This window comes from Bradyrhizobium sp. USDA 241, assembly GCF_049739505.1.
Classification (GTDB): Bacteria; Pseudomonadota; Alphaproteobacteria; order Rhizobiales; family Xanthobacteraceae; genus Bradyrhizobium; species Bradyrhizobium liaoningense.
This window is the reverse complement of the sequence record NZ_JBMGPZ010000004.1, coordinates 98596-125213: the sequence shown is the minus strand read 5'-3', so window position 1 is coordinate 125213 and position 26618 is coordinate 98596. Positions and strand designations below refer to the sequence as shown.

General features: G+C 63.8%; 20 protein-coding genes and 1 tRNA gene. 13 read left to right on the top strand and 8 right to left on the bottom strand.

What is annotated here, in order from left to right:
• Nucleotides 1–3: 3 nt before the first annotated feature.
• The 5 genes from ABIF91_RS10255 to ABIF91_RS10235 all read left to right on the top strand — a co-directional run bounded on the left by ABIF91_RS10255 (nt 4) and on the right by ABIF91_RS10235 (nt 5485).
• A complete protein-coding gene (locus ABIF91_RS10255; protein ID WP_028180067.1) occupies nt 4–468 on the top strand; it encodes a GNAT family N-acetyltransferase in 465 nt (154 codons plus the stop codon).
• 269 nt (nt 469–737) lie between these two features.
• A complete protein-coding gene (locus tag ABIF91_RS10250) occupies nt 738–929 on the top strand; it encodes a hypothetical protein (protein WP_239621322.1) in 192 nt (63 codons plus the stop codon).
• A gap of 79 nt (nt 930–1008) precedes the next feature.
• Nucleotides 1009–2181, top strand: coding sequence for a phosphoserine transaminase (locus ABIF91_RS10245; RefSeq protein WP_028180065.1), 1173 nt, complete (start codon nt 1009–1011; stop codon nt 2179–2181).
• A gap of 230 nt (nt 2182–2411) precedes the next feature.
• On the top strand, nt 2412–4001 hold the full coding sequence (gene serA, locus ABIF91_RS10240; RefSeq protein WP_028180064.1) for a phosphoglycerate dehydrogenase: 1590 nt from the start codon (nt 2412–2414) through the stop codon (nt 3999–4001).
• Nucleotides 4002–4312: 311 nt separating this feature from the next.
• Nucleotides 4313–5485, top strand: coding sequence for a thiolase family protein (locus tag ABIF91_RS10235; protein WP_035672129.1), 1173 nt, complete (start codon nt 4313–4315; stop codon nt 5483–5485).
• Between the two features lie 67 nt (nt 5486–5552).
• Here the strand turns inward: ABIF91_RS10235 and ABIF91_RS10230 are convergent, their stop codons facing one another.
• Entirely contained in the window at nt 5553–6533 is a 981-nt protein-coding gene (locus ABIF91_RS10230) for a LysR family transcriptional regulator (RefSeq protein ID WP_050995253.1), read from the bottom strand.
• A 171-nt stretch (nt 6534–6704) separates the two neighbouring features.
• On the opposite strand from ABIF91_RS10230, the gene ABIF91_RS10225 reads away from it, so the two are divergent.
• On the top strand, nt 6705–7184 hold the full coding sequence (locus tag ABIF91_RS10225; protein ID WP_035672127.1) for a YybH family protein: 480 nt from the start codon (nt 6705–6707) through the stop codon (nt 7182–7184).
• A gap of 5 nt (nt 7185–7189) precedes the next feature.
• Here ABIF91_RS10225 and ABIF91_RS10220 read toward each other — a convergent pair whose 3' ends face one another.
• Both ABIF91_RS10220 and ABIF91_RS10215 read right to left on the bottom strand, forming a co-directional pair.
• The gene (locus ABIF91_RS10220; protein ID WP_028180062.1) at nt 7190–10693 is read right to left on the bottom strand and encodes a PAS domain S-box protein; all 3504 of its coding nucleotides are present in this window, start codon (nt 10691–10693) and stop codon (nt 7190–7192) included.
• Nucleotides 10694–11188: 495 nt separating this feature from the next.
• Nucleotides 11189–12318 (bottom strand): IS3-like element ISRj2 family transposase gene (locus ABIF91_RS10215; RefSeq protein ID WP_129557670.1). Its coding sequence is split into 2 segments (ribosomal slippage): nt 11189–12066 and nt 12066–12318, totalling 1131 coding nucleotides; the frame shifts between segments, so codons are not numbered across the junction.
• Nucleotides 12319–12730: 412 nt separating this feature from the next.
• Here ABIF91_RS10215 and ABIF91_RS10210 point away from each other — a divergent pair.
• From ABIF91_RS10210 to ABIF91_RS10200, 3 genes are all read left to right on the top strand, one after another.
• Nucleotides 12731–13165: a phasin gene (locus tag ABIF91_RS10210; RefSeq protein ID WP_424579141.1), complete on the top strand. Its 435-nt coding sequence runs from the start codon at nt 12731–12733 to the stop codon at nt 13163–13165.
• Between the two features lie 393 nt (nt 13166–13558).
• Nucleotides 13559–13635 (top strand) — tRNA-His (locus tag ABIF91_RS10205).
• 96 nt (nt 13636–13731) lie between these two features.
• Entirely contained in the window at nt 13732–14520 is a 789-nt protein-coding gene (locus ABIF91_RS10200; protein ID WP_035718142.1) for a hypothetical protein, read from the top strand.
• Nucleotides 14521–14550: 30 nt separating this feature from the next.
• Here the strand turns inward: ABIF91_RS10200 and istB are convergent, their stop codons facing one another.
• Both istB and istA read right to left on the bottom strand, forming a co-directional pair.
• Complete coding sequence (gene istB / locus ABIF91_RS10195) at nt 14551–15312, bottom strand: IS21-like element ISFK1 family helper ATPase IstB (RefSeq protein WP_011090937.1); 762 nt, start codon at nt 15310–15312, stop codon at nt 14551–14553.
• A gap of 18 nt (nt 15313–15330) precedes the next feature.
• Complete coding sequence (gene istA, locus ABIF91_RS10190; protein WP_304495197.1) at nt 15331–16872, bottom strand: IS21-like element ISFK1 family transposase; 1542 nt, start codon at nt 16870–16872, stop codon at nt 15331–15333.
• Nucleotides 16873–16950: 78 nt separating this feature from the next.
• Here istA and ABIF91_RS10185 point away from each other — a divergent pair, with 78 nt between their 5' ends.
• Nucleotides 16951–17760: a hypothetical protein gene (locus tag ABIF91_RS10185; RefSeq protein WP_424579140.1), complete on the top strand. Its 810-nt coding sequence runs from the start codon at nt 16951–16953 to the stop codon at nt 17758–17760.
• 20 nt (nt 17761–17780) lie between these two features.
• Here ABIF91_RS10185 and ABIF91_RS10180 read toward each other — a convergent pair whose 3' ends face one another.
• Both ABIF91_RS10180 and ABIF91_RS10175 read right to left on the bottom strand, forming a co-directional pair.
• Nucleotides 17781–19049: an IS256 family transposase gene (locus tag ABIF91_RS10180; RefSeq protein WP_038952271.1), complete on the bottom strand. Its 1269-nt coding sequence runs from the start codon at nt 19047–19049 to the stop codon at nt 17781–17783.
• A gap of 130 nt (nt 19050–19179) precedes the next feature.
• Nucleotides 19180–19940 (bottom strand): IS5 family transposase gene (locus tag ABIF91_RS10175; RefSeq protein WP_110115998.1). Its coding sequence is split into 2 segments (ribosomal slippage): nt 19180–19601 and nt 19601–19940, totalling 762 coding nucleotides; the frame shifts between segments, so codons are not numbered across the junction.
• Between the two features lie 253 nt (nt 19941–20193).
• Here ABIF91_RS10175 and ABIF91_RS10170 point away from each other — a divergent pair.
• Nucleotides 20194–21323, top strand: a protein-coding gene (locus tag ABIF91_RS10170) for an IS3-like element ISRj2 family transposase (protein WP_424578689.1) whose coding sequence is annotated in 2 segments (ribosomal slippage) — nt 20194–20446 and nt 20446–21323 — 1131 coding nt in all. Because the reading frame shifts where the segments join, the coding sequence is not laid out codon by codon here.
• 928 nt (nt 21324–22251) lie between these two features.
• Nucleotides 22252–24366, top strand: a complete 2115-nt coding sequence (locus ABIF91_RS10165; RefSeq protein ID WP_424579139.1) for a hypothetical protein — start codon at nt 22252–22254, stop codon at nt 24364–24366.
• A gap of 125 nt (nt 24367–24491) precedes the next feature.
• Here the strand turns inward: ABIF91_RS10165 and ABIF91_RS10160 are convergent, their stop codons facing one another.
• Nucleotides 24492–25835: an IS1380-like element ISBdi2 family transposase gene (locus ABIF91_RS10160; protein WP_208086440.1), complete on the bottom strand. Its 1344-nt coding sequence runs from the start codon at nt 25833–25835 to the stop codon at nt 24492–24494.
• Nucleotides 25836–26348: 513 nt separating this feature from the next.
• On the opposite strand from ABIF91_RS10160, the gene ABIF91_RS10155 reads away from it, so the two are divergent.
• Entirely contained in the window at nt 26349–26609 is a 261-nt protein-coding gene (locus ABIF91_RS10155; protein ID WP_424579138.1) for a hypothetical protein, read from the top strand.
• The last annotated feature ends 9 nt before the right edge of the window (nt 26610–26618 follow it).

Sequence of the window (26618 nt, the reverse complement as noted above, 5' to 3'; positions counted from 1 at the left end):
GACATGAATGCCGAAGCCGTCTCCATCCGTCCCGCGCGCCGCGAGGACGTCGCCGCGATTGTGGCGATGCTCGCCGACGATCATCTCGGCCGCGCGCGCGAGCGGGTGGAAGATCCTTTGCCCGCCTCCTATTACGACGCATTCGCGCGGGTCGAGCGCGATCCGAATCTCACGCTCGTCGTTGCCGAGAGCGCGGGCAGGGTGGTCGGCTGCCTACAACTCGCGATCCTGCCGGGCCTGAGTTCCCAAGGCGGCCTGCGCGGCCTCCTGGAGGACGTTCGCGTTGCTTCCGATTGTCGCAGCCGCGGCATCGGCGAGCAATTGGTGCAATGGGCGGTCGCGGAAGCGAAGGCGCGCAATTGCAATCTCGTCGAGTTGCTGACGCATCAGACGCGCGTCGACGCGCAGCGCTTCTACAAGCGTCTCGGATTTGCCGCGAGCCATGTGGGCATGACTGTCCGCTTTTGAGGCAAAAAGCGTTGTCGAGCGAAGTGGATACCAGTTCGCGTCAAGAGAACGCGTCAATACAAGAAGCCAGAGTCCCGTTCCCATTGTATCGGAATGGGGCTCTGGCCGCGAGCCTTGCACGATCAGCAAATTCGGATCGCGCATTCGTTCATCTTAATGGGCGGTAAACTACCCGTCCGTCGTTCACGTTGAATCGGGAACGAACAGTGCTACGGCAGCTTCTGGCACCGGGCTCGGTTGGTTCGGGGATTTCGATGACAAGCTATTCAATGATCAAGGTCGGCAACGACTACGTCGTGCAGGCCCATGACAAATGCATTTTGAAGGTCGGCAGCCGCCGCAGGGCTGCGCAATTGATCAGCGATGCCACGGACTTGCTGAATGCGCTCGCCGTCGTCCAATCCCCGGAGATCGCACCCGAGGCGCCATCACTCGCACGTGAGGCCCCGGAACTTCCTTGACTGGTCTTCCCGATTCCCGTATCAGCCGCGGCGGGACACCTCCCCCCAACGGGAGGCTTACTATCTGGAAGGGTAGATCATGACTGTAGCGAAGCCCGCTTCGCGGCCGACCGTGCCGCATTTCTCCTCCGGTCCCTGCGCCAAGCGCCCCGGCTGGAACGCCCAAAATCTCAAGGACGCAGCGCTCGGCCGTTCGCATCGTGCGAAGATCGGCAAGACCAAGCTCAAGCTCGCCATCGACCTGACGCGCGAAGTGCTCGAGGTCCCCGCCGATTACCGCATCGGCATCGTGCCGGCCTCCGATACCGGCGCGGTCGAGATGGCGCTGTGGTCGTTGCTCGGTGCGCGGCCCGTCACCACGCTCGCCTGGGAATCCTTCGGCGAGGGCTGGGTCAGCGACATCGTCAAGGAATTGAAGCTCAAGGACGTCACCAAGCTGAACGCCGCTTACGGTGAGATTCCCGATCTGTCGCAGGTCGATCCCAAGAGCGACGTCGTCTTCACCTGGAACGGCACCACCTCGGGCGTGCGCGTGCCGAACGCCGACTGGATCAGCGCGACCCGCGAAGGCCTGACCATTTGCGACGCGACGTCCGCCGCATTCGCGCAAGCTCTCGATTGGCCGAAGCTCGACGTCGTCACCTTCTCCTGGCAGAAGGCGCTCGGTGGCGAGGCCGCGCATGGCATGCTGATCCTGTCGCCCCGCGCGGTGGAGCGGCTCGAGACCTACAAGCCGGCCTGGCCGCTGCCGAAGATCTTCCGCATGACCAAGGGCGGCAAGATCAACGAAGGCATCTTCGTCGGCGAGACCATCAACACGCCCTCGATGCTCTGCGTCGAGGACTATCTCGACGCGCTGAACTGGGCCAAGTCGATTGGCGGCCTCAAGGCGCTGATCTCGCGTGCGGACGCAAACACCAAGGTGCTCGCCGACTGGAAGGCGAAGACGCCCTGGATCGACTTCCTCGCCAGGGACGCTTCGATCCGCTCCAACACCTCGGTGTGCCTCAAATTCACTGATCCCGCGATCACTTCGCTTTCGGCGGACGCGCAGGCCGACTTCTGCAAGAAGCTGGTCGCGCTGGTCGAGAAGGAAGGCGCCGGCTTCGACTTCGCCTATTACCGCGATGCGCCGGCCGGCCTGCGCATCTGGTGCGGCGCCACCGTCGAGGCCAGGGACGTCGAGCTGCTGACGCAGTGGATCGACTGGGCCTTCGCCGAGACCAAGGCCGCTCTGCCCAAGGCAGCGTAACGATCTGGCCCTCCCCTGAAGGGGGAGGGTCGACGCACCGGCGAGCATGATCCGGAAAAGTGGTTCTCCGGTTTTCCGACAAGATCATGCTCAAACAAAGCAGGTGCGGCGGGGTGGGGTGATCTCTCCACACGGCGCATCGGCGATTTTCTTCGTTGTAGCTTCACCCCACCCCGGCGCTTCGCGCCGACCCTCCCTCTCCAGGGGAGGGTGTGAAGGAAGACATCCCCATGACCAAACCCAAAGTTCTCATTTCCGACGCGCTCTCGCCCGCCGCCGTGCAGATCTTCAAGGATCGCGGCGTCGAGGTCGACTTCCAGCCCAATCTCGGCAAGGACAAGGACAAGCTCGCCGAGATCATCGGCAATTACGACGGTCTTGCGATCCGCTCGGCGACCAAGGCAACCGCCAAGATCCTCGAGAAGGCGGCGAAGCTGAAGGTGATCGGCCGCGCCGGCATCGGCGTCGACAATGTCGAGATTCCCGCCGCCACGGCCAAGGGCATCATCGTGATGAACACGCCGTTCGGCAATTCGATCACGACCGCCGAGCACGCCATCACCCTGATGCTGGCGCTGGCCCGCGAGATCCCGCAGGCGGACGCCTCGACCCAGGCCGGCAAGTGGGAGAAGAACCGCTTCATGGGCGTCGAGATCACCGGCAAGGTGCTCGGTGTCGTCGGCTGCGGCAATATCGGCTCGATCGTCGCCGACCGCGCGCTCGGCCTGCGCATGAAGGTGGTCGCGTTCGACCCGTTCCTGTCGCCGGAGCGCGCCAAGGACATCGGCGTCGAGAAGGTCGAGCTCGACGACCTACTGAAGCGCTCGGATTTCATCACGCTGCACACCCCGCTCACCGACAAGACCAGGAACATCATCGATGCGGCCGCGATCGCCAGGATGAAGAAGGGCGTGCGCCTGATCAACTGCGCCCGCGGCGGCCTCGTCGACGAGCAGGCGGTGGTCGATGCGCTCAACTCCAAGCACATCGCGGGCGCCGCCTTCGACGTGTTCGTCGAGGAGCCCGCGACCAAGAACGTGCTGTTCGGCCATCCCAACGTGATCTGCACGCCGCATCTCGGCGCATCCACCACCGAAGCCCAGGAAAACGTCGCGCTCCAGGTCGCCGAGCAGATGTCGGATTACCTGCTCACCGGCGCGATCTCGAACGCCGTCAACTTCCCCTCGATCACGGCCGAAGAAGCGCCGAAGCTGAAGCCGTTCATCGCGCTTGCCGAGAAGCTCGGCTCCTTCGCCGGCCAGCTCACCGAGACCGGCATCCTCAAGGTCGAGATCACCTATGAGGGCCACGTCGCCGAGATGAAGATCAAGGCGATCACCTCCGCCGTGCTGTCCGGCCTGCTGCGGCCGATGCTGGGCGAGGTCAATGTCGTCTCCGCGCCGGTCGTCGCCAAGGAGCGCGGCATGGTGGTGGACGAGATCGTGCGCGCCGCCCAGAGCGACTATGAGAGCCTGATCACCGTCACGGTCACCACCGAGCGGCAGGAGCGGTCGGTCTCGGGCACCGTCTATGCCGACGGCAAGCCGCGCCTCGTCGACATCAAGGGCATCCGCGTCGACGCCGAGTTCGGCAAGTCGATGATCTACGTCACCAACGAGGACAAGCCGGGTTTCATCGGCAAGTTCGCGAGCCTTTTGGGCGACGCCAAGATCAACATCGCCACCTTCCATCTCGGCCGCGTCGCGCCCGGCAGCGATGCCATTGCGCTGGTCGAGGTCGACGGCGCGGTGCCGGCGGACCTGCTCGCCAAGGTGCAGGCCCTGCCGCAGGTCAAGCAGGCCAAGGCGCTGACGTTCTGATTTCGCTCTCTCCTCTTGCGTCATGGCCGGGCATAGCCGTCCGAAAGGACGGCGTCGCTTCCGCTCGCCTATGTCCCGGCCATCCACGTATTGCCGCTCGGCACGAAGAACGTGGATGTCCGGGACATGCCCGGGCATGACGTGTGGATAGAGCGAGGCTCGTATCGATATTCCGACCCGCGGAACAACGCCGCCTCCGTCACCCGGAGGCGGCGTTTTTCTTTCCCGCGCCTGTCCAACTTTGTGTACCAATGGCGCCCAGAACGCGTCGTAACTACGCTCCGTACCAATCGTTCGAAAGGGAGAAACACATGCGTGAAGCCGTCATCGTTTCCTATGCGCGCACGGGCCTGGCAAAATCCGGCCGCGGCGGGTTCAACATTACGCCGCCGATGTCGCTCGCGGCGCACGCCATCCAGCACGCGGTCGATCGCGCCGGCGTCGAGAAGGACTATGTCGAGGACTGCTATCTCGGCAATTGCGCCCATGGCGCGCCGAACATCGGCCGCCAAGCCGCGCTGCTCGCCGGCCTGCCGAAGACCACCGCCGGCGTCTCGGTGAACCGCTTCTGCTCCTCGGGCCTGCAGACCATCGCGATGGCCGCCAACTCGATCCGCTCGGACGGTGCCGACTGCATCGTCGCCGGCGGCGTCGAGAGCATCTCGATCCCCGGCGGCGCCACGCCGAAGGAATCGGTCGACCCGGAGCTGCTCAAGGTCGCGCCCGACATCTTCATGGCCATGATCGACACCGCCGACATCGTCGCCGAGCGCTACAAGCTCAGCCGCGAATATCAGGACGAGTTCTCGCTGGAATCGCAGCGGCGCATGGCCTCGGCGCAGCAGGCCGGCAAGTTCAAGGACGAGATCGTCCCGATGAAGACGAAGATGAAGGTCGTCGACAAGCAGACCAAGGCCGAGAGCATCGTCGACTACGTCGTCGACCGCGACGAGTGCAACCGGCCGGAGACTACGCTGGAGGGCCTTGCCAAGCTCGAGCCGGTGAAGGGCCCCGGCAAATACGTCACCGCCGGCAATGCCAGCCAGCTCTCCGACGGCGCCGCCGCCGTGGTGCTGATGGAAGCCAAGGACGCGGAGAAGCGCGGCCTGAAGCCGCTCGGCCGCTTCGTCGCCTGGGCGACCGCCGGCTGCGAGCCCGACGAGATGGGCATCGGCCCGGTGTTCGCGATTCCGAAGCTGCTCAAGCGCACCGGCCTCAAGATCGACGACATCGATCTGTGGGAGCTCAACGAAGCCTTCGCCAGCCAGTGCCTGTATTGCCGCGACCAGCTCGGCATCGATCCCGCCAAGTACAACGTCAACGGCGGCTCGATCGCGATCGGCCATCCCTTCGGCATGACCGGCGCCCGTCTCACCGGACACCTCTTGCAGGAAGGCGCCCGCCGCAAGGCGAAGTGGGGCGTGGTGACGATGTGCATCGGCGGCGGCCAAGGCGGCGCCGGCCTGTTCGAGATCTACAGCTGAGACCAGGCGACAGGAATGCGAAAGGGCACGGCGCCGCAAGCGCCGTGCCCTTTTTGTTATTCGGGCATCAGGCGGAGACGCGACGTCTGGGCGCTGTCGGCGTCGGCGGACCCAAGCAACGCGCCATCGTCTCGAACAGCCAGGCGACACCGGCATCCGCCATTGCAGCTTGCGAGGCGACGACACGCACCGGGTCGGGCGTCCACGGAAACGGCACGGGACGCATCACCAGGTCGAAACGCGCGGCATGGCGTTCGACCAGATGGCGCGGCAAGGTCGCGATGAAATCGCTCTCGGCGAGCTGCGCCAGCGCCAACATGAAGTTGGGCACGGTCAGCGCCACGCGCCGGGAATGGCCGCGTTCGGCAAGCCTGACGTCGACGATCCCGAGCGCATCACCGGTCGCCGAGACCAGCATGTGCCTTGCTGCCAGGTAGGTCGCGAGCGTGACCTTGCGGGCCATCGTGTGGCCCTTGCGCATGGCGACGACGAAGGTCTCCTCGAACAGCAGCCGTTCGGCGTAACGTGACGGCAGCGGACCGACCGGCAGCACGGCGAGGTCGAGCCGGTGCGAATCAAGCTCGGAGAGCGTGTCGTGCCAGACCTGGCTCGACGGCTTGCCATGACGTTGCGGCATCAGCTGCAGCAGCCGGATGTCGATCCCCGGGCCCTCCCGGGCCAGGGTCTCGAGGAGAGACGCGAGAAACACCGCGGCCAGCGCATCCGGTGTGCCGATCGTGAACGATCGCCTCGCCGTTCGCGCGTCAAAGGGCTCGGCGGCCGACACGATCGCATCGAGGCGCGCCAGGAGTTCGGCGACGGGACCTGCAAGCGCGAGCGCACGCTCCGTCGGCTTCACGCCGCTCGGCGTCTTCAGGAACAACGGATCGTGGAAGATGCGCCGCAGTCGGGCCAATCCGTGGCTCACCGCCGAGGGCGTGAGCTTGAGCTTGTCCGCCGCGCGCGAGACCTGGCGCTCCTCCAGCACGGTGCTGAACACGACGAGGAGGCTGACGTCGATCCGTGCAAGCTGAGCAGGATTCATCATGCTCCTGAAATCTTATCACTGGATTCATGACGCTCAAAGCGGCATCCAGGGTCTCGTACAGCCACGTCGGACCCTCAACACCGGAGCCCTCGAATGAAGAACGATCAAGCCTCTCGCGCAGCCGCGCCCGCGGCGGTGTCCAGGCGTCACACGCTCGCAGGGATGGCGTGCATGCCGCTCGTCGTCGCCGAGGCGGCCACGGCCGACGACGTCATCGCGAAACTGATCGACCATACCCAGCAGGCGAACGCGGCGCTGATGCGCGGCGACGTCGGGGCCTATCGGCAGATGATCTCCATCACCGACGATTTCGTGCTGATGTCGCCGTTCGGCGGGGTCCCGTCAAAGGCCGCGGAGTACACGCCCGAAAGGTGGGAGCGGATGGGCCGGTTCTTCAGGAACGGAACGCACAGGCAGGAGGTCGTCCAGACCTATGGCTCGCAGGACATGGTCGTCCTGGCGCTGATCGAGCGGGACAGCGTCGAGGTCGGAGGGCTGCCCGCGCAGGAATGGGCTCTGCGCGTGACGCTCGTCTACCGGCGCGTGGGCACCGAGTGGCACCTGGCGCATCGCCACGCCGACCCGCTGGCCAACGGCATCAGCCTGCAGCAGGCGGCGGCGCTTGGGCGCGGTCTTCCCGCAAGCCAGTGAGCGCCTCAGGCCTTCGCCAGCGCCGGCGCGAACACCACCTCGATCAGCGTGCCGTGGCCCGCGCTCTTGATGTTGAAGCGGGCGCGGTTGGCTTCGACCAGGGCCTTGGTCAGCGACAGGCTCAGCGCAGCGCTGTCCGCGGCATCGCCGGGCGGCGGGGTGCGGAACGGCTCCATCGCGGCGGCGACCTCGCGCTCGGTGAGGCCGTGGCCGGTGTCGCGGATGCGCAAGGCAATCTCGCCGTGGTCGGTCAGCGCGGTCGAGACGATGACCTGGCCGCCGGCGCTGGCGAGCCGGATCGAGTTCGAGATCAGGTTCATGGTGATCTGCCGCATCGCGCGCGCATCCACGTTGACCTGCGGCAGCGCATGGGCGAGCGAGGTGCGGATGATGATGCGCTCGCGGTTGGCCTGCGGCTGCATCACCGCGACGCAGGCTTCGACGAGGTCGTTGAGGTTGAGGTTGTCGAAGGTGAGGTCGAGCTTGCCGGTCTCGATCCGCGACAGCTCCAGCAGGTCGTCGATGATGGCGATGACGCGCTCGCCGGAGGCGCGGATGACCTTCATGTATTCGCCATAGCGCTCGTTGCCGAGCGCGCCGAAGCGTTCGGAGATCATCACCTCGGCAAAGCCGATGATGGCGTTGAGCGGCGTGCGGATCTCATGGCTGATCCGCGCCAGCATGTCGGCCTTGGCATTGGCCGCGCCGTCGACGAGGCGGCGGGCCTGCGTCAATTCGCTCTCGCCCTTCTTGCTCTGCGAGAGGTCGCGGAACACGGCGAAGAAGTTCGGGCCGTCGGGGCGGGTGCGGCCCATGATCATCGCGAGCGGAATGACGCCGCCCTTCTTCTCGCGTCCCAGCACCTCGCGGCCGTGGTCGAGCAGGCTCGCAATGTCCTGGCTCTTCAGGCTTTCGAGATAATCGGCGACGATCTGCTGGCTCTCGGGCGCGAACAGCGTCGAGAGGTTCTGCTCCAGCAGCGCTTCGCCGTCATAGCCGAACAGCGCCTCGGCGCTGCGGTTGCAGGCGTGGATGTTGCCTTCGGCATCGAACATGACGATGCCCTCGGCCGTGGTGTCGAGGATGGCGGCGAGATCCTCGGCCTCGGCTTCGCCCGCCGCGGACTCGGGTTCGTAGGTGTAGGACGCTGCGACGACGGACCCGGCGACGACGGATTCGGCAATCACGGTCTCTGCGATGACGGGCGCCGCGGCGACCGGTGTCGCCTGCGGCAGTGCGCAGATCAGCGCGTGCGCGCTCTCGCCGTCCCAGTCGATCGTGTGCAGATGCGCGTCGGTCGTCGCAAGCGGCGCTTCGCCGTTCGCAACCGTCGCGCTGATCGTGACGGGCGTGCCGCCTTGCGAGGTGCTGCTCGCTGACGACACGCCCGGCTCGACATAGAGCGCATCGAGCCCGCCGGCATTCTCCAGCGCGCCGAGGCTGGCATAGCCCATGCGCGCGAGGAAGGCGGGATTGGCGTAGAGCAGGCGGTCGAGCCGGTAGATCAGGATTCCCGTCGGCAACAGATCGAGCAGCGTGCGGTCGCGCGCACTGATGCCGCGCGCCGGGGCTGCGGGCTCGCTCAGCCATTCGGCCGCGGTGAGCGGCGGCTCCGGCGCCGGTGGCTCGGCTGCGGTCTCCGCCGCCGGCTCGGCCGCATCGGCCGCGATCGTCTCGCGATCACGTTCGAGCCGTTCGGACAATTGCCGCGCGAGCTCGTTGAACGCGCTGTTCTCGACCGGCGTCAGCGTCGGCGGTCGCGTGTCGCCGGACGGTCGGAACGGCACGACATTGGGAGGCGTTTCCACGGGCGTTTCCAGATCGGTTGGGTGTGAATTCGCGTCGGCTGTGGCGGCTGCCGGTTCAGGCTCGGGTGTCGGCTCGGGTTCGGGCGGTTCGATCGGCGGAGGCGCTGCCGTTGCTTCCGGCTCGGCTGCGGGCTCTGCTTCGAGCTCGGCTTCGGGCTCAACGTCGGGCTCGGCCTCCGGCTCCGGAGCGGGCCCGGCGGCGTCAGCGGCGAGGTCCTGCTGCGCCGGCGGCGCGACGAGCAGCTCGAAGCGGCGCAGCGCCTCGAGCCGGTTGAGGCCGTCGAGATCGCGGCAGACGCCAAATCCCCTGAAGCCCGCGAAATTGCGCTCGCGGTCGTAGACCGGCAGGCCCGCGAGCTCGACCGGAAGACGCTCGCCGCCGTCGGCCGGCCAGTTCACGGTGATGCCGGCCCAGGTGTCGTGGCTCGCAAGCGCCTGCGCGACGCGCCCGTCCGGGTCGAGCGAGAATGTTTCGGCGATCTCGCGCCAGGGGCGGCCGAAGCCGGCGGCCGTGTGCGCGCCGATCAGTCGGATGAATTCATCGGAGAGAAGCAAAAAGCGGCCCTCTGCATCCATCTGCCAGAGGAAGCGCAGCGGATGCTGACGCGGTGCGGGCTGCTCCTGCTGGCCCGAGGACTCCGACTCCGGCTCGACCATGGCTCGAGTGATCGGCACAACCTGCGGCGACACAATGGCCTCTGCCGGGTTTTCAACCGGAGTCTTGGGCGTGGCTTCGGCCGCGGCGGGGACGATCGGCGCGACCGGCTCTTCAATGGTCCGGACCGGTGCGACGTCCGGTGTCGCCTCGCAGCCGGGCTGCCCGGGCGTATGCGCGATCGTCTCGCCTGGCGCAGCTGTTTCGGCCGGTTCGGTGAAGGCGTCGAACAGCGCGAATGCGGACGGCGGCGCGTTCGACGGCGCAGGCTGCGCGTCCTCCGGCCCTGCGGCCGCAGGCTCGACGGGGGTAACTTCGGGCGCGGGCGGAGCCGGCTGGCCGCGTGCGATATCGGGCGCCACCTCGGGCGCGGCCTCGCGCGCCGCCGCTGTCTCGGCGGCAGGCTCGATCAGCGCGACCAGGCCGACATCGGCCCCCGCGCCGACCCGTTGCAGCACCATCTGACCGATGCCGATCGGCGTCGCGGCGCGGCCGGTCGCCAGCGCATCGCTGCGTGCCCGGTCGAGGCCGGCCTCAAAGAGATCGCGGAAGCCGAGCAGGGAGCGGGCGGCCTCGCTGGCGCCGACGAACAATCCGTCCGGCGCGAACGCGGCCATCGGCACCTTGGCGCCCGCGACCAGGCGAGACAGCCGCTCGACCAGCGGCATCGGGCGCGAGGTGGGATCCATGGCGGTGACCAGCACAGCATGGCCGCCGTCGGCAAAGTCGAGCCGCGCGCAGGCGCAGGTCATCAGCGTGCCGAGCCGGGCGCCGAAGCCGCGCAGCCGTTCGAGCCGCACCGTGCCGTTCGCCGGCAATTGGCCCGCGAGCCGCGCCACCTGGCGGCGATGGCGATCCGCCGGGCCGAACACCTTGTCCGTGAGGCCAGCGCTATTCACCGCGCCGAACAGGTTTGCGCCGACCGGATTGGCCCACAGCACGCGCGAGCCGTCGACCGACCATAGCCAGGTGGCCAGCGGCGAAGTCGCATGCACGGCCAGCCGCGGATCGCCCTCACCTCGCAACTGGAAATCCGAACGCGTCATAAGGCCGGCTGTCGCTCACGCATCAGGTGGCGGCTGCCGGAATGGCAGCCTTAAGAAAGAGTTATCGCCCGAGAGGCGCGGGCAGGTCCACGGCCGCAAGCCCGAAAGGGCGCCCCAAGCGGCGATAACCTTAATGGTGCCAACCCCGCAAGCCGCAGCGCCGTTGCATCCAAGGGATTCGCGGGTGGGGCGGTTCAAAGCCCATGCCGCACAAGAGGTGCCCATCCTCCCCTGGAGGGGGGAGGATCGGTTCGCATGCAGCGAAGCGAAATGCGAACCGAGGTGGGATGACAGGCTCTCCACCCAGGCGGTGCCCGAGTGGAAAGATCACCCCACCCCGCTCGCGCTGAGAGCTGGCCCCGGTTGTTTGGACAGCGCCCCGCTGGATTTAAGTGGATTCCTGCCGGGTTATGCTGAACGCGGGGCTTTACGGTTTTGTCGTTGCGTCGGGAGGGCGTAGCCCGACCAGAGCGACGACAAAACCGTCGGCGACGGTCATGCGGCCATCACCATAGCTTGCGTGCCGAAGTAAGCCTCGTCGGGCGTGCGCCCGTCAAGGCTCGAGTGAGGGCGTCCCTGATTGTAGAAGGCCAGATACTTGGCAATTGACGCTCGCGCCTCGGACACGCTGTCGTAGGCGCGGAGATATACTTCTTCGTATTTGACCGTGCGCCAGAGCCGCTCGACAAACACGTTGTCGCGCCAGGCGCCCTTGCCGTCCATGCTGATGGCGATCTTCGCGTCCAGCAGCACATCGGTGAACTCGAGGCTGGTGAACTGGCTGCCCTGATCCGTGTTGAAAATCTCGGGCCTGCCGTGCTTCGCCAACGCCTCCTGGACCGCTTCGACGCAGAAGGCCGCCTCCATTGTGATCGAGACGCGATGGGCCAGGACCCGTCGGCTGAACACATCGACGACCGCCGCGAGATAGACGAAGCCACGCCGCATCGGAATGTAGGTGATGTCCATTGCCCACGCATGGTCGGGCCGCTCGATCTTCAATCCGCGCAACAGGTACGGGTAGATCTTGTGACCCGGAGCCGGCTTGCTCGTGTTCGGGCGACGATAGACCGCCTCGATCCCCATGCGCTTCATCAGCGTCGCGATGTGGCGGCGACCGGCGTATACGCCCTCCCGCCGCAGCAACGATCGCAGCATACGCGCTCCCGCGAAGGGATAATCGAGATGCAGCTCATCGAGCCGACGCATCAAGGCAAGGTCCTCGGCCGAAACTGGCCGAGGTTCATAGTAGACCGTGCTGCGAGCCAGCTTCAGGACCTTCGCCTGGCGCACGATAGAAAGATCATGATCGCGGTCGATCATCGCTTTGCGCTCAGCAGGCCCGCCTTGGTGAGCGCGCCGGACAAAAAATCGTTTTCCAACGCCAGCTCGCCGATCTTGGCATGTAACGCCTTCAAATCGACCGGCGTCTCGGCCGATGTCTTGTCATGCCCAAACACGCCGGCGGCGCCTTCCAGGAGCTGGTTTTTCCAGATCGTGATCTGGTTCGGATGAACATCAAACAGTTGCGCCAGCTCCGCCAGTGTCTTGTCGCCTTTGACCGCAGCCAAAGCAACCTTCGCCTTGAATGCCGGAGAATGCGTCCGGCGGCTCTTCTTCGTCATCTTCGCTCCTGATTCGCAGCAAGAATCCTCGCCGCTGTCAGGCAGAAAATCCACTCAAGCTACTGTCCGAATTTGCGGGGCCAGCTCTCTGCGCGCGATCGACCCTCCCCCTCCCAGGGGAGGGTAAGAAAGCCGCTCGTCATCGCGCGCTCAACGCACCCCATTACCTCAACCCCCGGTTCCCCCGTACCGGAACCTCACCCTCCCCGAGATTAAATTTCGCAGCGCACCTTCGTGGCGCGTTGCGATGCACAATGTTGACATGATAGGCACATATGGTGCTGGGCGCTGGGCGAGCCATCTCATTCGTTTCGCGTTTCCAGACTTCGTACCCGCTGAATGCCCCAAGATCGGGGCCGGCGGGCGCGCCAGAAGGCTCACTCGATTTTTTCATTTAGCGTGAGGGACAACCATGACAGGTGCGACTGATCCGTTTTCTGCCTCGATCATTCCGTTCGAGGTTCCCGAGCAGATGCGTGCGTTCGCCGAAAAGGGCGCGGCGCAGGCCCGCGAAAACTACGCCAAGTTCAAGGACGCCGCCGAGACCCACAACGGCACCGTCGAGGCTGTCTTCACCTGCGCCAGCAAGGGCGCGAGCGAATACACCGCCAAGCTGGTCGAGTTCATGAAGGCCAACACCAGCGCCCAGCTGGACTTCGCCCAGCAGCTGTTCGGCCTGAAGTCGCCGGCCGAAGCGCTCGAGCTGTGGACCGGCCACACCCGCAAGCAGTTCGAGACCCTGCAGTCGCAGGCCAAGAAGCTGGTCGAGCTCAGCCAGCGCGTCGCCGCCGAGACCGCCGAGCCGATCAAGGCCTCCGCCTCGAAGTACTATCCGTCCGCCGCCTGAGCGGCGAGGCTGGTTTGAACTTCAGGAAACCCGGGCCGAAACGCCCGGGTTTTTTCTTGCCTCTCCCGCTTGTGCACATGGAAATCCGGAAACGTCGTCATGCCCGGGCTTGTCCCGGGCATCCACGTTCTTGGGTAGCTCGCGCAAAGGCGTGGATGGCCGGGACAAGCCCGGCCATGACGCTGTGGAAGCGTAAGCGCCCTAAGCGCGGGCATCAGATGCGGTGCCCGCAAGCGGAGCAGGGGATTTCCCCGCACCGAACGTGATTTCCGCAGGTTTTTCGCCCCATTGCGGCCTTGCCAAAAACGCCCGTTGCACCTAGTTTCCGCCCCGTCCAGCCCCCTCGGCACCGGCCCTTGTCCAAGGGCGTCCCAAGGCGCGGCTCGCCAGGATGCAGTTGTAGCTCAGTTGGTTAGAGCGCCTGTCTGTGGAACAGGAGGTCGGTGGTTCGAGCCCACCCAACTGTACCACCGTTGCGGATAACCCCGCATTCTCAGCATCTTATTGATAGACCAAGTGGATTTGTGCCGCCTAAAATACAAAAGGCGTTACAAATGGCATTGCGTATGGTCGCGTTGAACCGAGCACCGGATGGTCGGTGGTTCGCCCGGAAGGGCATCCCCGAGGACGTCCGCGAGGACTACCAACGGCTCTATGGGCACAAGCGCGAGGCGCACCTCAAGCTCCCAGCCGGCACTCCCAAGCATGAAGCCAAGGCCCGCCTCGGAGAGTGGGAGGCCGAGGTGGAAACGCGCGTCGCCACCCTGCGTGCCCAAAGGAACGGCGAGGGCCAGCCGCTCACCAAGCTCAACGCAATCGCGCTAGCGGGCCGCTGGTACAACTGGTTCGTAAAGCAGCATGAGGATGACCCCGGGCCGGCGAAACGTTGGCGAGAAACGGCCGACTACTTCGTTTGGGATGTGCTGCGGGATGAGGCCCCTGACAGTTACGAAGAGGACCCCAGCTCAGATCCGCACTCCGATTGGGAGAGGGCGCCCGAGGTTCGTGAGGCGGTGCGACCGCATGTGGCTGAGCTGGCGCGCACAGCGACCTTCCTTGCCGGCGAGGGTAAGGCCTTGAACGCTACCGCCTACGCGCTGTTCGTAGACGCGGTTAGCGACAACCTGTTGCCCGCTTTGTCGGTGCTTGAGAGACGGGCGAAAGGTGATTACTCGCGCGACAATACCCCCGACACCTTTCCGCCGTTCACAGATGGGACCGCGCGCTCGCCAAGTGTGAGCTGCTGGGATCTTTTCGAGGCCTTCGTTCTTGCAACGAAGCCTGCATCTGCGGATTTCACGGATCGTGAGCATCGATTTCGCGCGATCGTGAGCACTGAATTCAGACGATCGTGAGCAGCCCGCTACGGCCGATGGGAGATAGAGTCAGTGTTCTGGTTGGCCGTCAAGGGTGATGGTTTTGGCGCTGCGTTTTCGCATGCTTTCTCCGGTGAGCTGGAGGCGGTGGGCGTTGTGGACGAGGCGATCGAGAATGGCGTCGGCGACCGTGGGGTCCCCAATGGCTCCATGCCAGGTGTCCACGGGGAGCTGACTTGTGACGATGGTGGATGCGCGGCCATGGCGGTCCTCGAGGATTTCGAGCAGATCGCGGCGTTCCGCGGCGGTGAGCACCGATAGTCCCCAATCATCCAAAATCAGAAGCTGAGCGCGGCCGAGGCTTTTGAGGAGCCGGGCGTAACGTCCGTCTCCGCGCGCGAGCGCGAGCGCCTCGAACAGCCTTGGAACGCGATGATAGAGGACTGATCGGTTGTCGCGGCAGGCCTTGTGGCCGAGCGCGCAGGCTAACCAACTTTTGCCCAGGCCGGTTGCCCCGGTGACGAGCAAATTCTCGTGGCGATCGATCCAGCGACCTTCGACGAGTTTGGCGAAAACGGCGCGGTCGATGCCCCGCGGGGTGCGCAGATCGACGTCCTCGACGCAAGCAGTCTGGCGCAGTGCGGCGATCTTGAGGCGCGTGGTGAGCCGCCTGGTGTCGCGTTCGGCGGCTTCGCGGTCGACCAACAGGCCGATGCGATCTTCGAACGGCAGGGCTTCGAGATCGGGCGATCGGCGCTGCTCCTCGAAGGCCTTGGCCATTCCGGTCAGGCCAAGCTCGATCAGCCGTTCGTGGGTTGGGTGGTTAAGCATGCCGGGTCTCTCCTTGCTTCAGTGGAAGTAGTCGCGTCCGCGGATGTTGCCGTGGCGCAGGGGCTGGTGCTCGAAAGATTCGTCGAAGAACGTGCGATCGAGGCCGTTCTGGAGGATCGATCTAATCGAGGCGACGGAGCGCGCCTTGATGAGGATGCCCCTCCGGCAGGCTGCGTCGAGGCGTTCGGCGCCGTAGCTTTTGACGAGCGCCAGAATGCCAAGGCAGGTTCGAAAGCCTTGTTCTGGATGGGGGCGGGCGTCGATCACGGCCTGGAAAAACGCTGCTGTCGAAGGACCGATCCGCTCGCCGGCGGCGATCACCGCGGCGGGGGTCCATTTGCCGTAGCGGCGATGGGCGCTGGGCATGTGGTCGGCGATGGTGGTGTGTCCGCGTCGGTTGGGCGCGCGGGCATGGCTGGCGATCCGCTGGCCCTTGTGGAAGATCTCGACCGTCCGATCGTCGATACGGGCATCGACCAGCTCGCCAATCAGACGATACGGCGCGGAGTACCAATGGCCGTCGACCTCGACATGATAATCGGGAGCGAGGCGGCAGCGCTTCCAGCGTGCGAAGGCATAAGGCTGATCTGGCAGCGGGGTTAGCTTGGGTTTGTCGAGTTCGGCAAACAGTTCGGCGCGGCTTGAGCCGAAGCCACGCATTTGACGAGCATTGAGTTCGTCGACGAGTGTCTTGATGGCGGCGTTGAGCTCGGCCCGGGAAAAGAAGCGCTGATTGCGCAGCCGGGCCAGAATCCAGCGCTGGGCGATTTGCACCGCGACCTCGACCTTCGCCTTGTCTTTTGGGCGCCGCGGCCGTGCGGCGAGAATGGCCGTGCCGTAATGGCTCGCCATCTCGGCATAAGTGCGATTGAGGCCGGGATCGTAGCGGTCGGGGTTGCTGACGGCGGCTTTGAGGTTGTCGCAGACCACGAACGTCGGCGTTCCGCTCAAAAACGTGAACAAGTTGACGTGGGCCCGGATCCAGTCGGCCAAGCTCTCGCTGGGGCAGGCCTCGGCGTAGGTGTAGTTCGAAGCGCCCATCGCCGCGACGAACAGCTTCATCGGCTGCACTTCCCCGGTCAGGGGATCGACGATGTCGATGGTGTCGCCGGCGAAATCCACGAACACCTTCTCGCCGCCCAGATGAATCTGCCGCATCGAAGGTCGGACCCGCCCCTTCCAGGCCTCGTAGGTAGTGCAGAACCACGTGTACCCGAAACCGTCGGGATTAACGGCGCGATACTCCTCCCAGAGCAGGCGACGGGTTACGCCGCGCCGGCGGAGCTCTTTATCGATGTAGCTCCAGTCGGGCACCGGCCGCTGCGGGCTCTGAGACGCTGGTCGTGGGGCCGGGAAAAGCAAAAGCTCCAGGTCTTCATCGGTCATTCCCTCCGGAAGCGGCCAGCTCAACCCAGCAGAGCGGGCGCGGCTCAGGTAGCTGTGCACAACGCCGTTGCTGACGCCCACGCTCCGCGCGATGGCCCGCTCTGGCAGGCCTTGAAAATGTTTTAACCGAAGGACTTCCTTGATCCGGCGCATCGACAATCTCTGGGTAGGCATTGGACTTCCTCGTTAACCACGAGGTCATCCCTAAGCCGGTTGAGTTGTCGGCCGAAGCGCTGCAAGGCTCCGAAAGCCTTGCTCACGATCCCGCGAAATCGTTGCTCACGATCGTCTGAAATCTCTGCTCACGATCCCCTGAAATCCGCGCTCACGATCCCGCGAAACGCGCATGCATCCAAGACGGTGACCCGTTGGCGTGCCGTTTTCCTTGAGATGCAGCGGGAGTTTGCAGAGGTAGGAGCAAACGGGATCACGGAGGACGCCGCGCGTAAGTGGGTGCATGGCCTGATTACAAAGGAGCGGCAGGCAGTAACTGTGCGCGAAGTGTGGCTATCGTCCTCTCGGCGCGTCTTCGGCTGGGCTCGCGAGCACAAGCGCATTGCGCAAAACCCATTCAAGGAAGTGCGGGTGGACGTGCCGCGGAGGGTGCAGACGCGTGAGGAGGGCCGGAGCTTCACCGACGCTGAAGCAAGCACCATACTGAAAGCGAGCTTAGCCGTTCAGAAGCCCGCCACGCCTACTGAGCGGACGCGCCGTTGGGTGCCGTGGCTATGTGCCTACTCGGGGGCGCGGCCTGGGGAGATCACGCAGCTGCGGGGCATCGACGTGGAGGATCGCAAGGGGCTGTTCGTGATGAAGCTCACGCCGGACGCGGGCACGATCAAGACAGCAAAGCCGCGCACTGTGCCTATCCACGAGCACCTCATTGCCGAAGGCTTCATTGAGATGGTGAGGCAGGTGGGGAAGGGCGCGCTGTTCTACAACGACAAGACAGCGCAGCGTTTGAGCGCTGATCCATTGAAGCCGACGCGGTCGCGTGCCGATACTGCCCGGGCGCACCTCGGAGAATGGGTCCGGGGGTTAGGCGTCAAGAGCTATGGCTGATTTTGGGTGACGCGGCCTGATCAGGCGGCGTGGCTTTCAGTGTTCGGAATGACTTCGATTCCGTCGATGAACTTTACACCGGCGATGACTTTCGGCAACTGGTTCGTGCTCTTCAATCGCCGCCAGGTCTTCGATGCGGCGTCGATGAGCTTGAACACCATCAGCTTCGCAGTTTGTTGCGACAGCGATCCCTTGGTCCGCACCGTTCGGTGGCGCACCGTGGCGAAGACGCTCTCGATCGGGTTCGAGCTGCGTAGGTGGATCCAGTGCTCAGCAGGGAAGTCGAAGAAGGCGAGCAGCGCATGGCGATCCTTGATCAGGCACTCCACCGCACGTCCGTATTTGACGTGGTATTTCTCGACGAAGACGTCGATCGCGGTTTCAGCTTCGGCCCGGTGTGGGGCCAGATAGATGTTCCGCAGGTCGTTCTTCATGGGGCCCTGCACGGATTTGGCGACCTTGTCGAGTACGTTGCTCACTTTATGGCACCAGCATCGTTGGTGCCGCGTGCCGGGAAAGGCCTCGTCCAGTGCCTTCCAGAAGCCGAGGGCGCCGTCGCCGATGGCGAGTTGCGGGGCAATCCGTAACCCGCGTTGCCGCAGGTCGATCAGGAGTTCGCGCCAGCTCTGCGCGCTCTCGCGCACGCCGACCTGGAAGCCGATCAGCTCCTTCTTGCCTTCCGGCGTGGTGCCAATCAGCACCAGCATGCATTCGCTGTGATCTTCCATGCGGGCCTGCAGGTACACGCCATCGGCCCAGATGTAGACATAGCGACGCGCCGACAGATCGCGTCTCTGCCAGCGTTCGTACTCGACCTGCCAATCGGCCTTCAGGCCGGCGATCACCGAAGGCGACAGGTTCGGCGCATCCTTGCCGAGCAGCGCCGAGAGCGCCTCCTGGAAGTCGCCGGTCGAGATGCCGCGCAAATAGAGGACCGGGATCAAGGCATCCAGGCTCTTCGTCCGCCGCGCCCATAGCGGCAGGATTGCCGAACTGAAGCGGAGGCGGTCGCCTGGCCCGCTCGCTCCGCGGTCGCGGACCTTGGGACGAGCGACCTCCACCGGACCGATGCCGGTCGCAATCTCGCGCACCGGACCGTGCCCATGTCGGACCAGGCGCGCTCGACCGTCGGGCAGCGTCAGATTGGCCGTGCTGGCCAGAAACGCGCCAACCTCGATCTCGATCGCCCTGGCAAGCAGGTCCCGCGCGCCGGCACGAACGATATCGGTCAGTGGATCATCAACCGCGGACGGCTGACGGAAAGCAAGAACATTGGTAGTCTCGGTCATGGCGTATCGCTCTCCTCGAGAGGTTCTGGCAGGCTCGTCACCCGCCTCGATACGCCGCCTTCCTCACACCGTCATCACCCAGATTCCGCCATAGCTCAGGCGTCAAGGACCCCGGACTTAGGGTCCAGACTCAATTGAGCCAATATGCGACGAGAGCGGCGAGATGAACAGCGGCCAAAAAATTACGGGCGAGCTTGTCATATCGCGTGGCGATGCGCCGGAAGTCCTTGAGCCTGCAAAAGCAGCGTTCGATGACATTTCGTCCTTTGTAGGCGCGTTTGTTGAAGCGATGGATGACGACACGGTTAGATTTATTGGGGATTACGGGCTTGGCGCCACGACGAATGATTTCGCCGCGAAGCTTGTCGCCATCATACCCTTTGTCGGCGAGGAGCACGCTCATGGGTGGCGCGAGCGCCAGGACATCGGGAGCCGCAGCGATATCGGCATCCTGGCCTGGAGTCAGATGCAGGACGACCGGCCGGCAGAGCGGATCGCTCAGCGCATGGATTTTTGTCGTGCGGCCTCCGCGCGAGCGGCCGATTGCTTGATTGTGCTCCCCCCTTTTCCGCCGGAGGCACACCGGTGAGCTTTAATCGAGGTCGAGTCGAGCGACAGTACGACGCCGTCTTCGCCAGGCTTGGCCAGCGCTTCGAAGATTGCGCACCATCGTCCTCGCTTGGCCCAGCGATTGAAGCGATTGTAGATCGTCGTGTAAGGGCCGTATTCACGTGGACAATCACGCCATCGTGCACCCGATTGCAGCATGTGAATGATGCCGCTGACGATGCGTCGGTCGTCGTCCCGATCCGGCCCCGTCAGTCCCCTCGGCAGATGCGGTTCGATACGCGCCCATTGCCTGTCGTTCAGCCAAAACAAACCAGCGCGCATTCTCTCGCCCCCGAATCAACACGTAGGCAAGAGAATCACGTGGCGCTATTTAGGTACAGACCCTAGTCCGAACCATGCTTGGCGCCATACTTTTAAGAGGCGGGCTGACGAAATTGGGATGCCGGAGAAGATGAACGACGCGATAACCGGGCACACTCAAGCCACAGAGCTGGCCCCGCAAATTCGGACAGTAGCTTGAGTGGATTTTCTGCCTGACAGCGGCGAGGATTCTTGCTGCGAATCAGGAGCGAAGATGACGAAGAAGAGCCGCCGGACGCATTCTCCGGCATTCAAGGCGAAGGTTGCTTTGGCTGCGGTCAAAGGCGACAAGACACTGGCGGAGCTGGCGCAACTGTTTGATGTTCATCCGAACCAGATCACGATCTGGAAAAACCAGCTCCTGGAAGGCGCCGCCGGCGTGTTTGGGCATGACAAGACATCGGCCGAGACGCCGGTCGATTTGAAGGCGTTACATGCCAAGATCGGCGAGCTGGCGTTGGAAAACGATTTTTTGTCCGGCGCGCTCACCAAGGCGGGCCTGCTGAGCGCAAAGGGATGATCGACCGCGATCATGATCTTTCTATCGTGCGCCAGGCGAAGGTCCTGAAGCTGGCTCGCAGCACGGTCTACTATGAACCTCGGCCAGTTTCGGCCGAGGACCTTGCCTTGATGCGTCGGCTCGATGAGCTGCATCTCGATTATCCCTTCGCGGGAGCGCGTATGCTGCGATCGTTGCTGCGGCGGGAGGGCGTATACGCCGGTCGCCGCCACATCGCGACGCTGATGAAGCGCATGGGGATCGAGGCGGTCTATCGTCGCCCGAACACGAGCAAGCCGGCTCCGGGTCACAAGATCTACCCGTACCTGTTGCGCGGATTGAAGATCGAGCGGCCCGACCATGCGTGGGCAATGGACATCACCTACATTCCGATGCGGCGTGGCTTCGTCTATCTCGCGGCGGTCGTCGATGTGTTCAGCCGACGGGTCCTGGCCCATCGCGTCTCGATCACAATGGAGGCGGCCTTCTGCGTCGAAGCGGTCCAGGAGGCGTTGGCGAAGCACGGCAGGCCCGAGATTTTCAACACGGATCAGGGCAGCCAGTTCACCAGCCTCGAGTTCACCGATGTGCTGCTGGACGCGAAGATCGCCATCAGCATGGACGGCAAGGGCGCCTGGCGCGACAACGTGTTTGTCGAGCGGCTCTGGCGCACGGTCAAATACGAAGAAGTATATCTCCGCGCCTACGACAGCGTGTCCGAGGCGCGAGCGTCAATTGCCAAGTATCTGGCCTTCTACAATCAGGGACGCCCTCACTCGAGCCTTGACGGGCGCACGCCCGACGAGGCTTACTTCGGCACGCAAGCTATGGTGATGGCCGCATGACCGTCGCCGACGGTTTTGTCGTCGCTCTGGTCGGGCTACGCCCTCCCGACGCAACGACAAAACCGTAAAGCCCCGCGTTCAGCATAACCCGGCAGGAATCCACTTAAATCCAGCGGGGCGCTGTCCAAACAACCGGGGCCAGCTCTGTAGCTACCAGATAGCTACCACGAGAGCGCTAGTGTGCCAGGCACGTGAATTTCGGTCGCGCTCAAGCGAGCGCAATGCACGTTGCCCAGATGCCGCTTAGTCCGGCCTGTGGGTTGCGGTCGGTGTGAATGAAAATGAAGGGACTCGCACCGACATAGTCTCGGATCCGCCGGTCGATCGAACTCAACTTGTAACGAGCGCTGACACCAATGCTCGCTCAAGGCTGAAACAGGGGTTCGATTCCCCTAGGGGGAGCGCCACCTAACGCTTCTCCCGTCCGCCAGTTCTTTGAAGCGTGTGGCGTCCTTAAGAGCCTCCAATCGGAGGCAAAAAATTGAAGATACAAAATATTCCCGCCATTTCACAGGATGGCGACGATAGGCTCTTTCCGGTTCACCCGGCTTGGAGCCAAGCCTTGCACCCGAAAGCGTCCAACAAACCGTCCAACAGCGGGGTGAGTCATGCCTGACTTCCTCACGCGGCGGAACGGCATGTGGCATTTTGTTCGCCGCGTCCCAAAAGAATACTGCAACCTGGACACCCGAGGCGTAATTCGTCACGCCGCTGCTTGTTGGCGAGCATTATCTCGAAGGAAACGGCGAGCGCTGGGCATCGGCGCTTGATCCCAGGACGGGGCGCTACTCCGGCTTTTTCCGCGCCAGCGAGCTAGAAGCGCTTTCACCAGAGCGCGTGCCTTCTGTCGCACCTGCCGCGAAGGCCAAGAGCATTCGATTTCAACAAAACACTCCATAACCAAAAATGACTTTGACGAGAGACGGCCATGACTGAACCTGCAAACGACGAGAATAACGAGAACGCCCACAAGGAGCCGCTGTGGAGCGATCTCGTCGATCTTCTCCCTGGCTTTGCCAAGCTTACGCGGTTGCGGGACGGCCATGCAGATTCCCTTTTCAATCGCGTGCGCGGGATCGCTTACCGTGAAGCCTTTCTCGCGCAGAAGGATGGACGGGCCATTGTCCATACCAAGGGAGACTTGCCGGACGCCGGATTCCTGGAGATCAAGACCCACGCCGGTTACATCCTGATGTCGACGCCGCTGAAGCGGGCCTTTCTCTACCCGTTCGATAAAGGCGATGCTTTCCTGAAGGTGATGATGGAGCCGTTGCTGTCCGCCGCCGGATGGGTGGACGCCCTGCAACGGCAGAACATGGAAATCCGGGAAACGCTCGCGCCCGACCAAGAACCACCTTACTTCACGCTTGCGACCGAACTCGAAAAAGATATCCGCGCCGCCCAGGAACAGGCCGAGGCTACGGCGGGAGACTTCGACCTCAAGCCCTATTTTACGGATGAGCTTCACGACTATTACAGTCGCCGTGTCGATCTACACACCGATCGGGGCTACGAGCATGCCGTCCGGGACGAGGAAGCCAAACGAAAATGGGAAGCGGAATCCAGTCAGGCGTGCATATTGATACGTACGGCTCTCGATATGCTTAAAAGCCGCGGCGTGCACAAAATCATCTTCGCAAAGGCACGCCCTGAGGCCTATGAAGAAGCGGTCAAGCAGATCGCTGAAATACGAAATAGTCACATGCCAAGCGTGCCCTTCGCAGGTGACGACATGGGCTTTCCCCTGGTCTTCCGGAGAACGCAATCGAAGCCGGAAGAAACTGAGCCGCAGGTATCGAATATCGAGAAGGCCAAGGCCTTCATGAAAGAGCGCTGGGAGGGGTACCTCAAGGCCGCGCGTGAATTCCAGGATAAAAACGGCACGAACGTGGCCAATTCGCACACGCAGAATCTAAAGCGCGCGCGTAATGTCGTGCGCGATCTTGATGCGTTGATGAACAGCGGCGTAACCGAGATCGGCTATGCGCCGGACGATTCCGAGGATGATGTCGTTGCCAAGATCGCCGCCGTAAAACCGTCGGCCGCGCCCGAGGCCAGAGACGAGCAAACCGGTCCTATCGTGGTCACTCCTCCCGCGGAAGCAGATAATGAATCCGTGGTCGCGCCTGAAATAACTGAACGGGAACCAAGCGTTGCACCGACGCCAACGCCGTCTCCAGCACCGGCAGGGCCCGCGCCAACCATATCCACGGCACCTGCGCCGCAAAATGTTGGGCCGCAGACGCAGCCTACTGCTTCTGCGCCGCCATTTTCCGCAGGCACGCCACGCCCGATCCCTCCGCGCGCGCAACCGCAGCCACACCAGCCGCCTTCCGTTCGCGATGAATGGAAATACGCCAAAACCATCTTCGCTTTAGCGAAGGACAAAGCGCCTGCGCTCCTTCTCGGCGCAGCAACCGGCGCGGCCGTTCGTATCGGCGCACAGTTTGCCATGGCGGCCTTTGTCGCGACGACACCCGGTATCGCCGTTGTCATCGGCTCGGCGATGGTCGCGGGCGCAGCAGCGGGTGCGTCCTCGCGCCTGGCGGTCACGGCTGCATTCGGCGGTGCCAAGAAGCAGGAACAAGGCTGGCAACGAAAGGCGCTTATCGAAGGCGCGCTGATGGGTGCGCTTGGTGGTGCGCTGGGCGCGAGCGCCATGCATTTCGCGCATGATTATCTGCAAAGCTGGTTAGGCCATCCTCCGGCCAGCTCGACGCCGCCTGCACCGCCAAACGTGCCGCCGCCGGTCAGCGATTCACCTGCGGCTGGAGGCCCTCCGGTACCGGGGCCCACACCTCCGAGCGGCCCCGTGTTGCCGTCTGCCGATGTCCCGGCACCGCGAGCCACTCCCTCGCCACCCGACGTCACCGTACCAGCAGATCAAACCGGCTCGCGCGTGCCGAACGCACCGGGAGCACTTGACGTCCCTTCAACGCAGTTACGCGGCTCGCTTACCCCCGATCAATTCGCATTGCTGCCTGATAACGTTCGCCATCTAGCCCGTCCTATTCGTGAGAGTGCGGCTTTTGGGCCCGATTGATGCGGCCGCACATCTTGTCTGACGAGGCGCACAGGATTGCCTTCGGCTTTTCGCCGCCTGACGACCGGTACTTTGCAACGCGCTTGAGGGATGGGTTGGGCGAACGGGGGCGGACGCCCCGCCGGTCAAGGACCGAGCGGCAGCAGCGCGCCGGGCAAGCCGCAGATCAGGTCGGCTTCGGGACATGCCGCGGCAAACGCAAGGCGAATGCGGCTCGTGGTCTCGACGACACGGGCGGCGATTTTCAAGAGCCGAAGACGCAGCGTCGCGAACTCGGCAGCGGCCAATTCCCGGGCTTTGGGAATGGCGTCGCGCACGGTCAGCATCAGCCAATAAGCGGCCGTATGGAGCACGAGACGGACCTGGTTGGCGAGCGCCGAACGGCAGCTGGTGCGATCGGAGGCGAGCTGCGTCTTATGCAGCTTGATCAGATTCTCGGCTTGGCCGCGCGCGCAATACAGGCTGTCGTAGATCCACTCGGCCGAGCCGACATCGAGGCTGGTGACGACGAAGCGGATGTCGAGGCCGAGCATCGTCGCCTCAATACGGGCGACAGTGCGCCGTTCGCGATCCCAGGACTTTGCCTTGTGGCGCGTCTCGGTATAGCCACGCAGAACCGGCAGGTTCTCGATGGCGCGTCGCGTGCGGATGTCGTCGGCGACCTCGTCGACTTTTCTGGCGAGAGGCTTGGTGCCGGACAGACCGAAGATGTAGTCGATGCCGTTGGTCTCGCACCACGCCATTGCCTCCGGCCGGGCATAGTGCCCGTCGCCACGGAACGTAATTTGCGTGTTGTGCCATCGCGTCCGGATATGCCGTACCAGGCGGCGCAGATGGGCACGCACCTCGACGCCGCCCGGCGTCTTGCCGGGCCGCAGCACGACGGCCACGGGCCGGCTCTTCTCCGTGTCGTAGACGTGGATCGGCAGGAAGCAGCGTTCGTCATAATGAGCGTTGAACAGCGAGAGCTGCTGATGGCCGTGGACGACGTCGCAGGTATCATCGATGTCGAGCGTGACGGATGCCGGCTCGCGCGGGTAGCTATCCATCCATGCGTCGACCAAAGTGTAGGTCAGCCGGATCACGTCGCGCAGGCGCGGAGCATTCTCCAGCCGCGACAGCGTCGGCTGGGAACACAAATCCCGGCCCGTGTCCGGTAGGCGACCGCAGGCCAGCTTGAATGCCGGATCGGACCTCAGATGATCGAGGTCGTCGGCGTCCTCGTAGCCGCAGCAGATCGCGAACATGCGAGCGCGGAACATATCGACCAGGCTGTGCACGACCCGCGTCGGATCGCGCCGATCCGGGAACACCCGGGCCAGATTGTTGGCCAAACCGAGACGCCGCTCGGCCATCGCCAGAAGCATCACGCCCCCGTTCGAGGTTAGGCGCCCACCATCGAAGGCAGCTGTGACTTTCTTGGCGTGAACGGCTGGAAACGAGAAGGGCGGAATCGTATCGTCGGTCATGGCGGGCGTGGCGTTCGCGGTTGGAGGTGATGGGGTTGGCTTCGCAACCGAATCCTACGCCGCATCAGCGCTTTACCCCTCAGGCGCACTCTTACGAATAAGACGGGTTAAGTTGAAGAAAGATTGAGTGACTCCCGATCATTTCTGTGCCGAAACGTGGAGTCGCGGTCGTGCCGCGTCCAAAGAAACCGGCGCGAGCGGCCTATTAGACGCGGTAGGTGCTCAGCCTCCGAAACGAGACTATCAAGCATGAAGAGATCGAGCGCGAGGCAGAGGTTTTATTTGTGTTGAATTCTTGCTTCTCGATAGTGGTCTGAAATCGTATCATCGGTCATGGCGGGCGTGGCGTTCGCGGTTGAAGGTGATGGGGTGGCTTCGCAACCGAATCCTACGCCGCATCAGCGCTTTACACCACGCTCGCCAGCCTCTCAGGCGCCCTCTCGCGAATAAGACGGGCTAGCGACATCCGCATCCCCGAAAGCAATGTGCCTGTTCTGCAAAGAAGCCTCTTACGTGATGCTCAACGCACCGCAGCGCGATGCGGCCTCGATCGCGGCTGGCGCAAAGCTGTTGAAGTACGGTGTGCAGATCGCGCAGCAGACCGATCTGCATGGGCCGGTTAGCCGTATGTTGAACGCCGACCTCGCCTATGTGAAAGCGTGGGGGATCGGGACCGACAAAGACCTGCCGCAAGCGATTGCCTGTGCAAGGCAAGCCGGTCATGCGGTCAACAACTATGGGCCCCGGCTGCTTCGTTCCCTCGGGTTGTCATAGAACCTCTGG

Bases quoted from the DNA above. Each gene is read 5' to 3' on its own strand.
- ABIF91_RS10255 (WP_028180067.1), top strand. From the start codon at position 4: ATGAATGCCGAAGCCGTCTCCATCCGTCCCGCGCGCCGCGAGGACGTC.
- ABIF91_RS10250 (WP_239621322.1), top strand. From the start codon at position 738: ATGATCAAGGTCGGCAACGACTACGTCGTGCAGGCCCATGACAAATGC.
- ABIF91_RS10245 (WP_028180065.1), top strand. From the start codon at position 1,009: ATGACTGTAGCGAAGCCCGCTTCGCGGCCGACCGTGCCGCATTTCTCC.
- serA (WP_028180064.1), top strand. From the start codon at position 2,412: ATGACCAAACCCAAAGTTCTCATTTCCGACGCGCTCTCGCCCGCCGCC.
- ABIF91_RS10235 (WP_035672129.1), top strand. From the start codon at position 4,313: ATGCGTGAAGCCGTCATCGTTTCCTATGCGCGCACGGGCCTGGCAAAA.
- ABIF91_RS10230 (WP_050995253.1), bottom strand. From the start codon at position 6,533: ATGATGAATCCTGCTCAGCTTGCACGGATCGACGTCAGCCTCCTCGTC.
- ABIF91_RS10225 (WP_035672127.1), top strand. From the start codon at position 6,705: ATGCCGCTCGTCGTCGCCGAGGCGGCCACGGCCGACGACGTCATCGCG.
- ABIF91_RS10220 (WP_028180062.1), bottom strand. From the start codon at position 10,693: ATGACGCGTTCGGATTTCCAGTTGCGAGGTGAGGGCGATCCGCGGCTG.
- ABIF91_RS10210 (WP_424579141.1), top strand. From the start codon at position 12,731: ATGACAGGTGCGACTGATCCGTTTTCTGCCTCGATCATTCCGTTCGAG.
- ABIF91_RS10200 (WP_035718142.1), top strand. From the start codon at position 13,732: ATGGTCGCGTTGAACCGAGCACCGGATGGTCGGTGGTTCGCCCGGAAG.
- istB (WP_011090937.1), bottom strand. From the start codon at position 15,312: ATGCTTAACCACCCAACCCACGAACGGCTGATCGAGCTTGGCCTGACC.
- istA (WP_304495197.1), bottom strand. From the start codon at position 16,872: ATGCCTACCCAGAGATTGTCGATGCGCCGGATCAAGGAAGTCCTTCGG.
- ABIF91_RS10180 (WP_038952271.1), bottom strand. From the start codon at position 19,049: ATGACCGAGACTACCAATGTTCTTGCTTTCCGTCAGCCGTCCGCGGTT.
- ABIF91_RS10165 (WP_424579139.1), top strand. From the start codon at position 22,252: ATGACTGAACCTGCAAACGACGAGAATAACGAGAACGCCCACAAGGAG.
- ABIF91_RS10160 (WP_208086440.1), bottom strand. From the start codon at position 25,835: ATGACCGACGATACGATTCCGCCCTTCTCGTTTCCAGCCGTTCACGCC.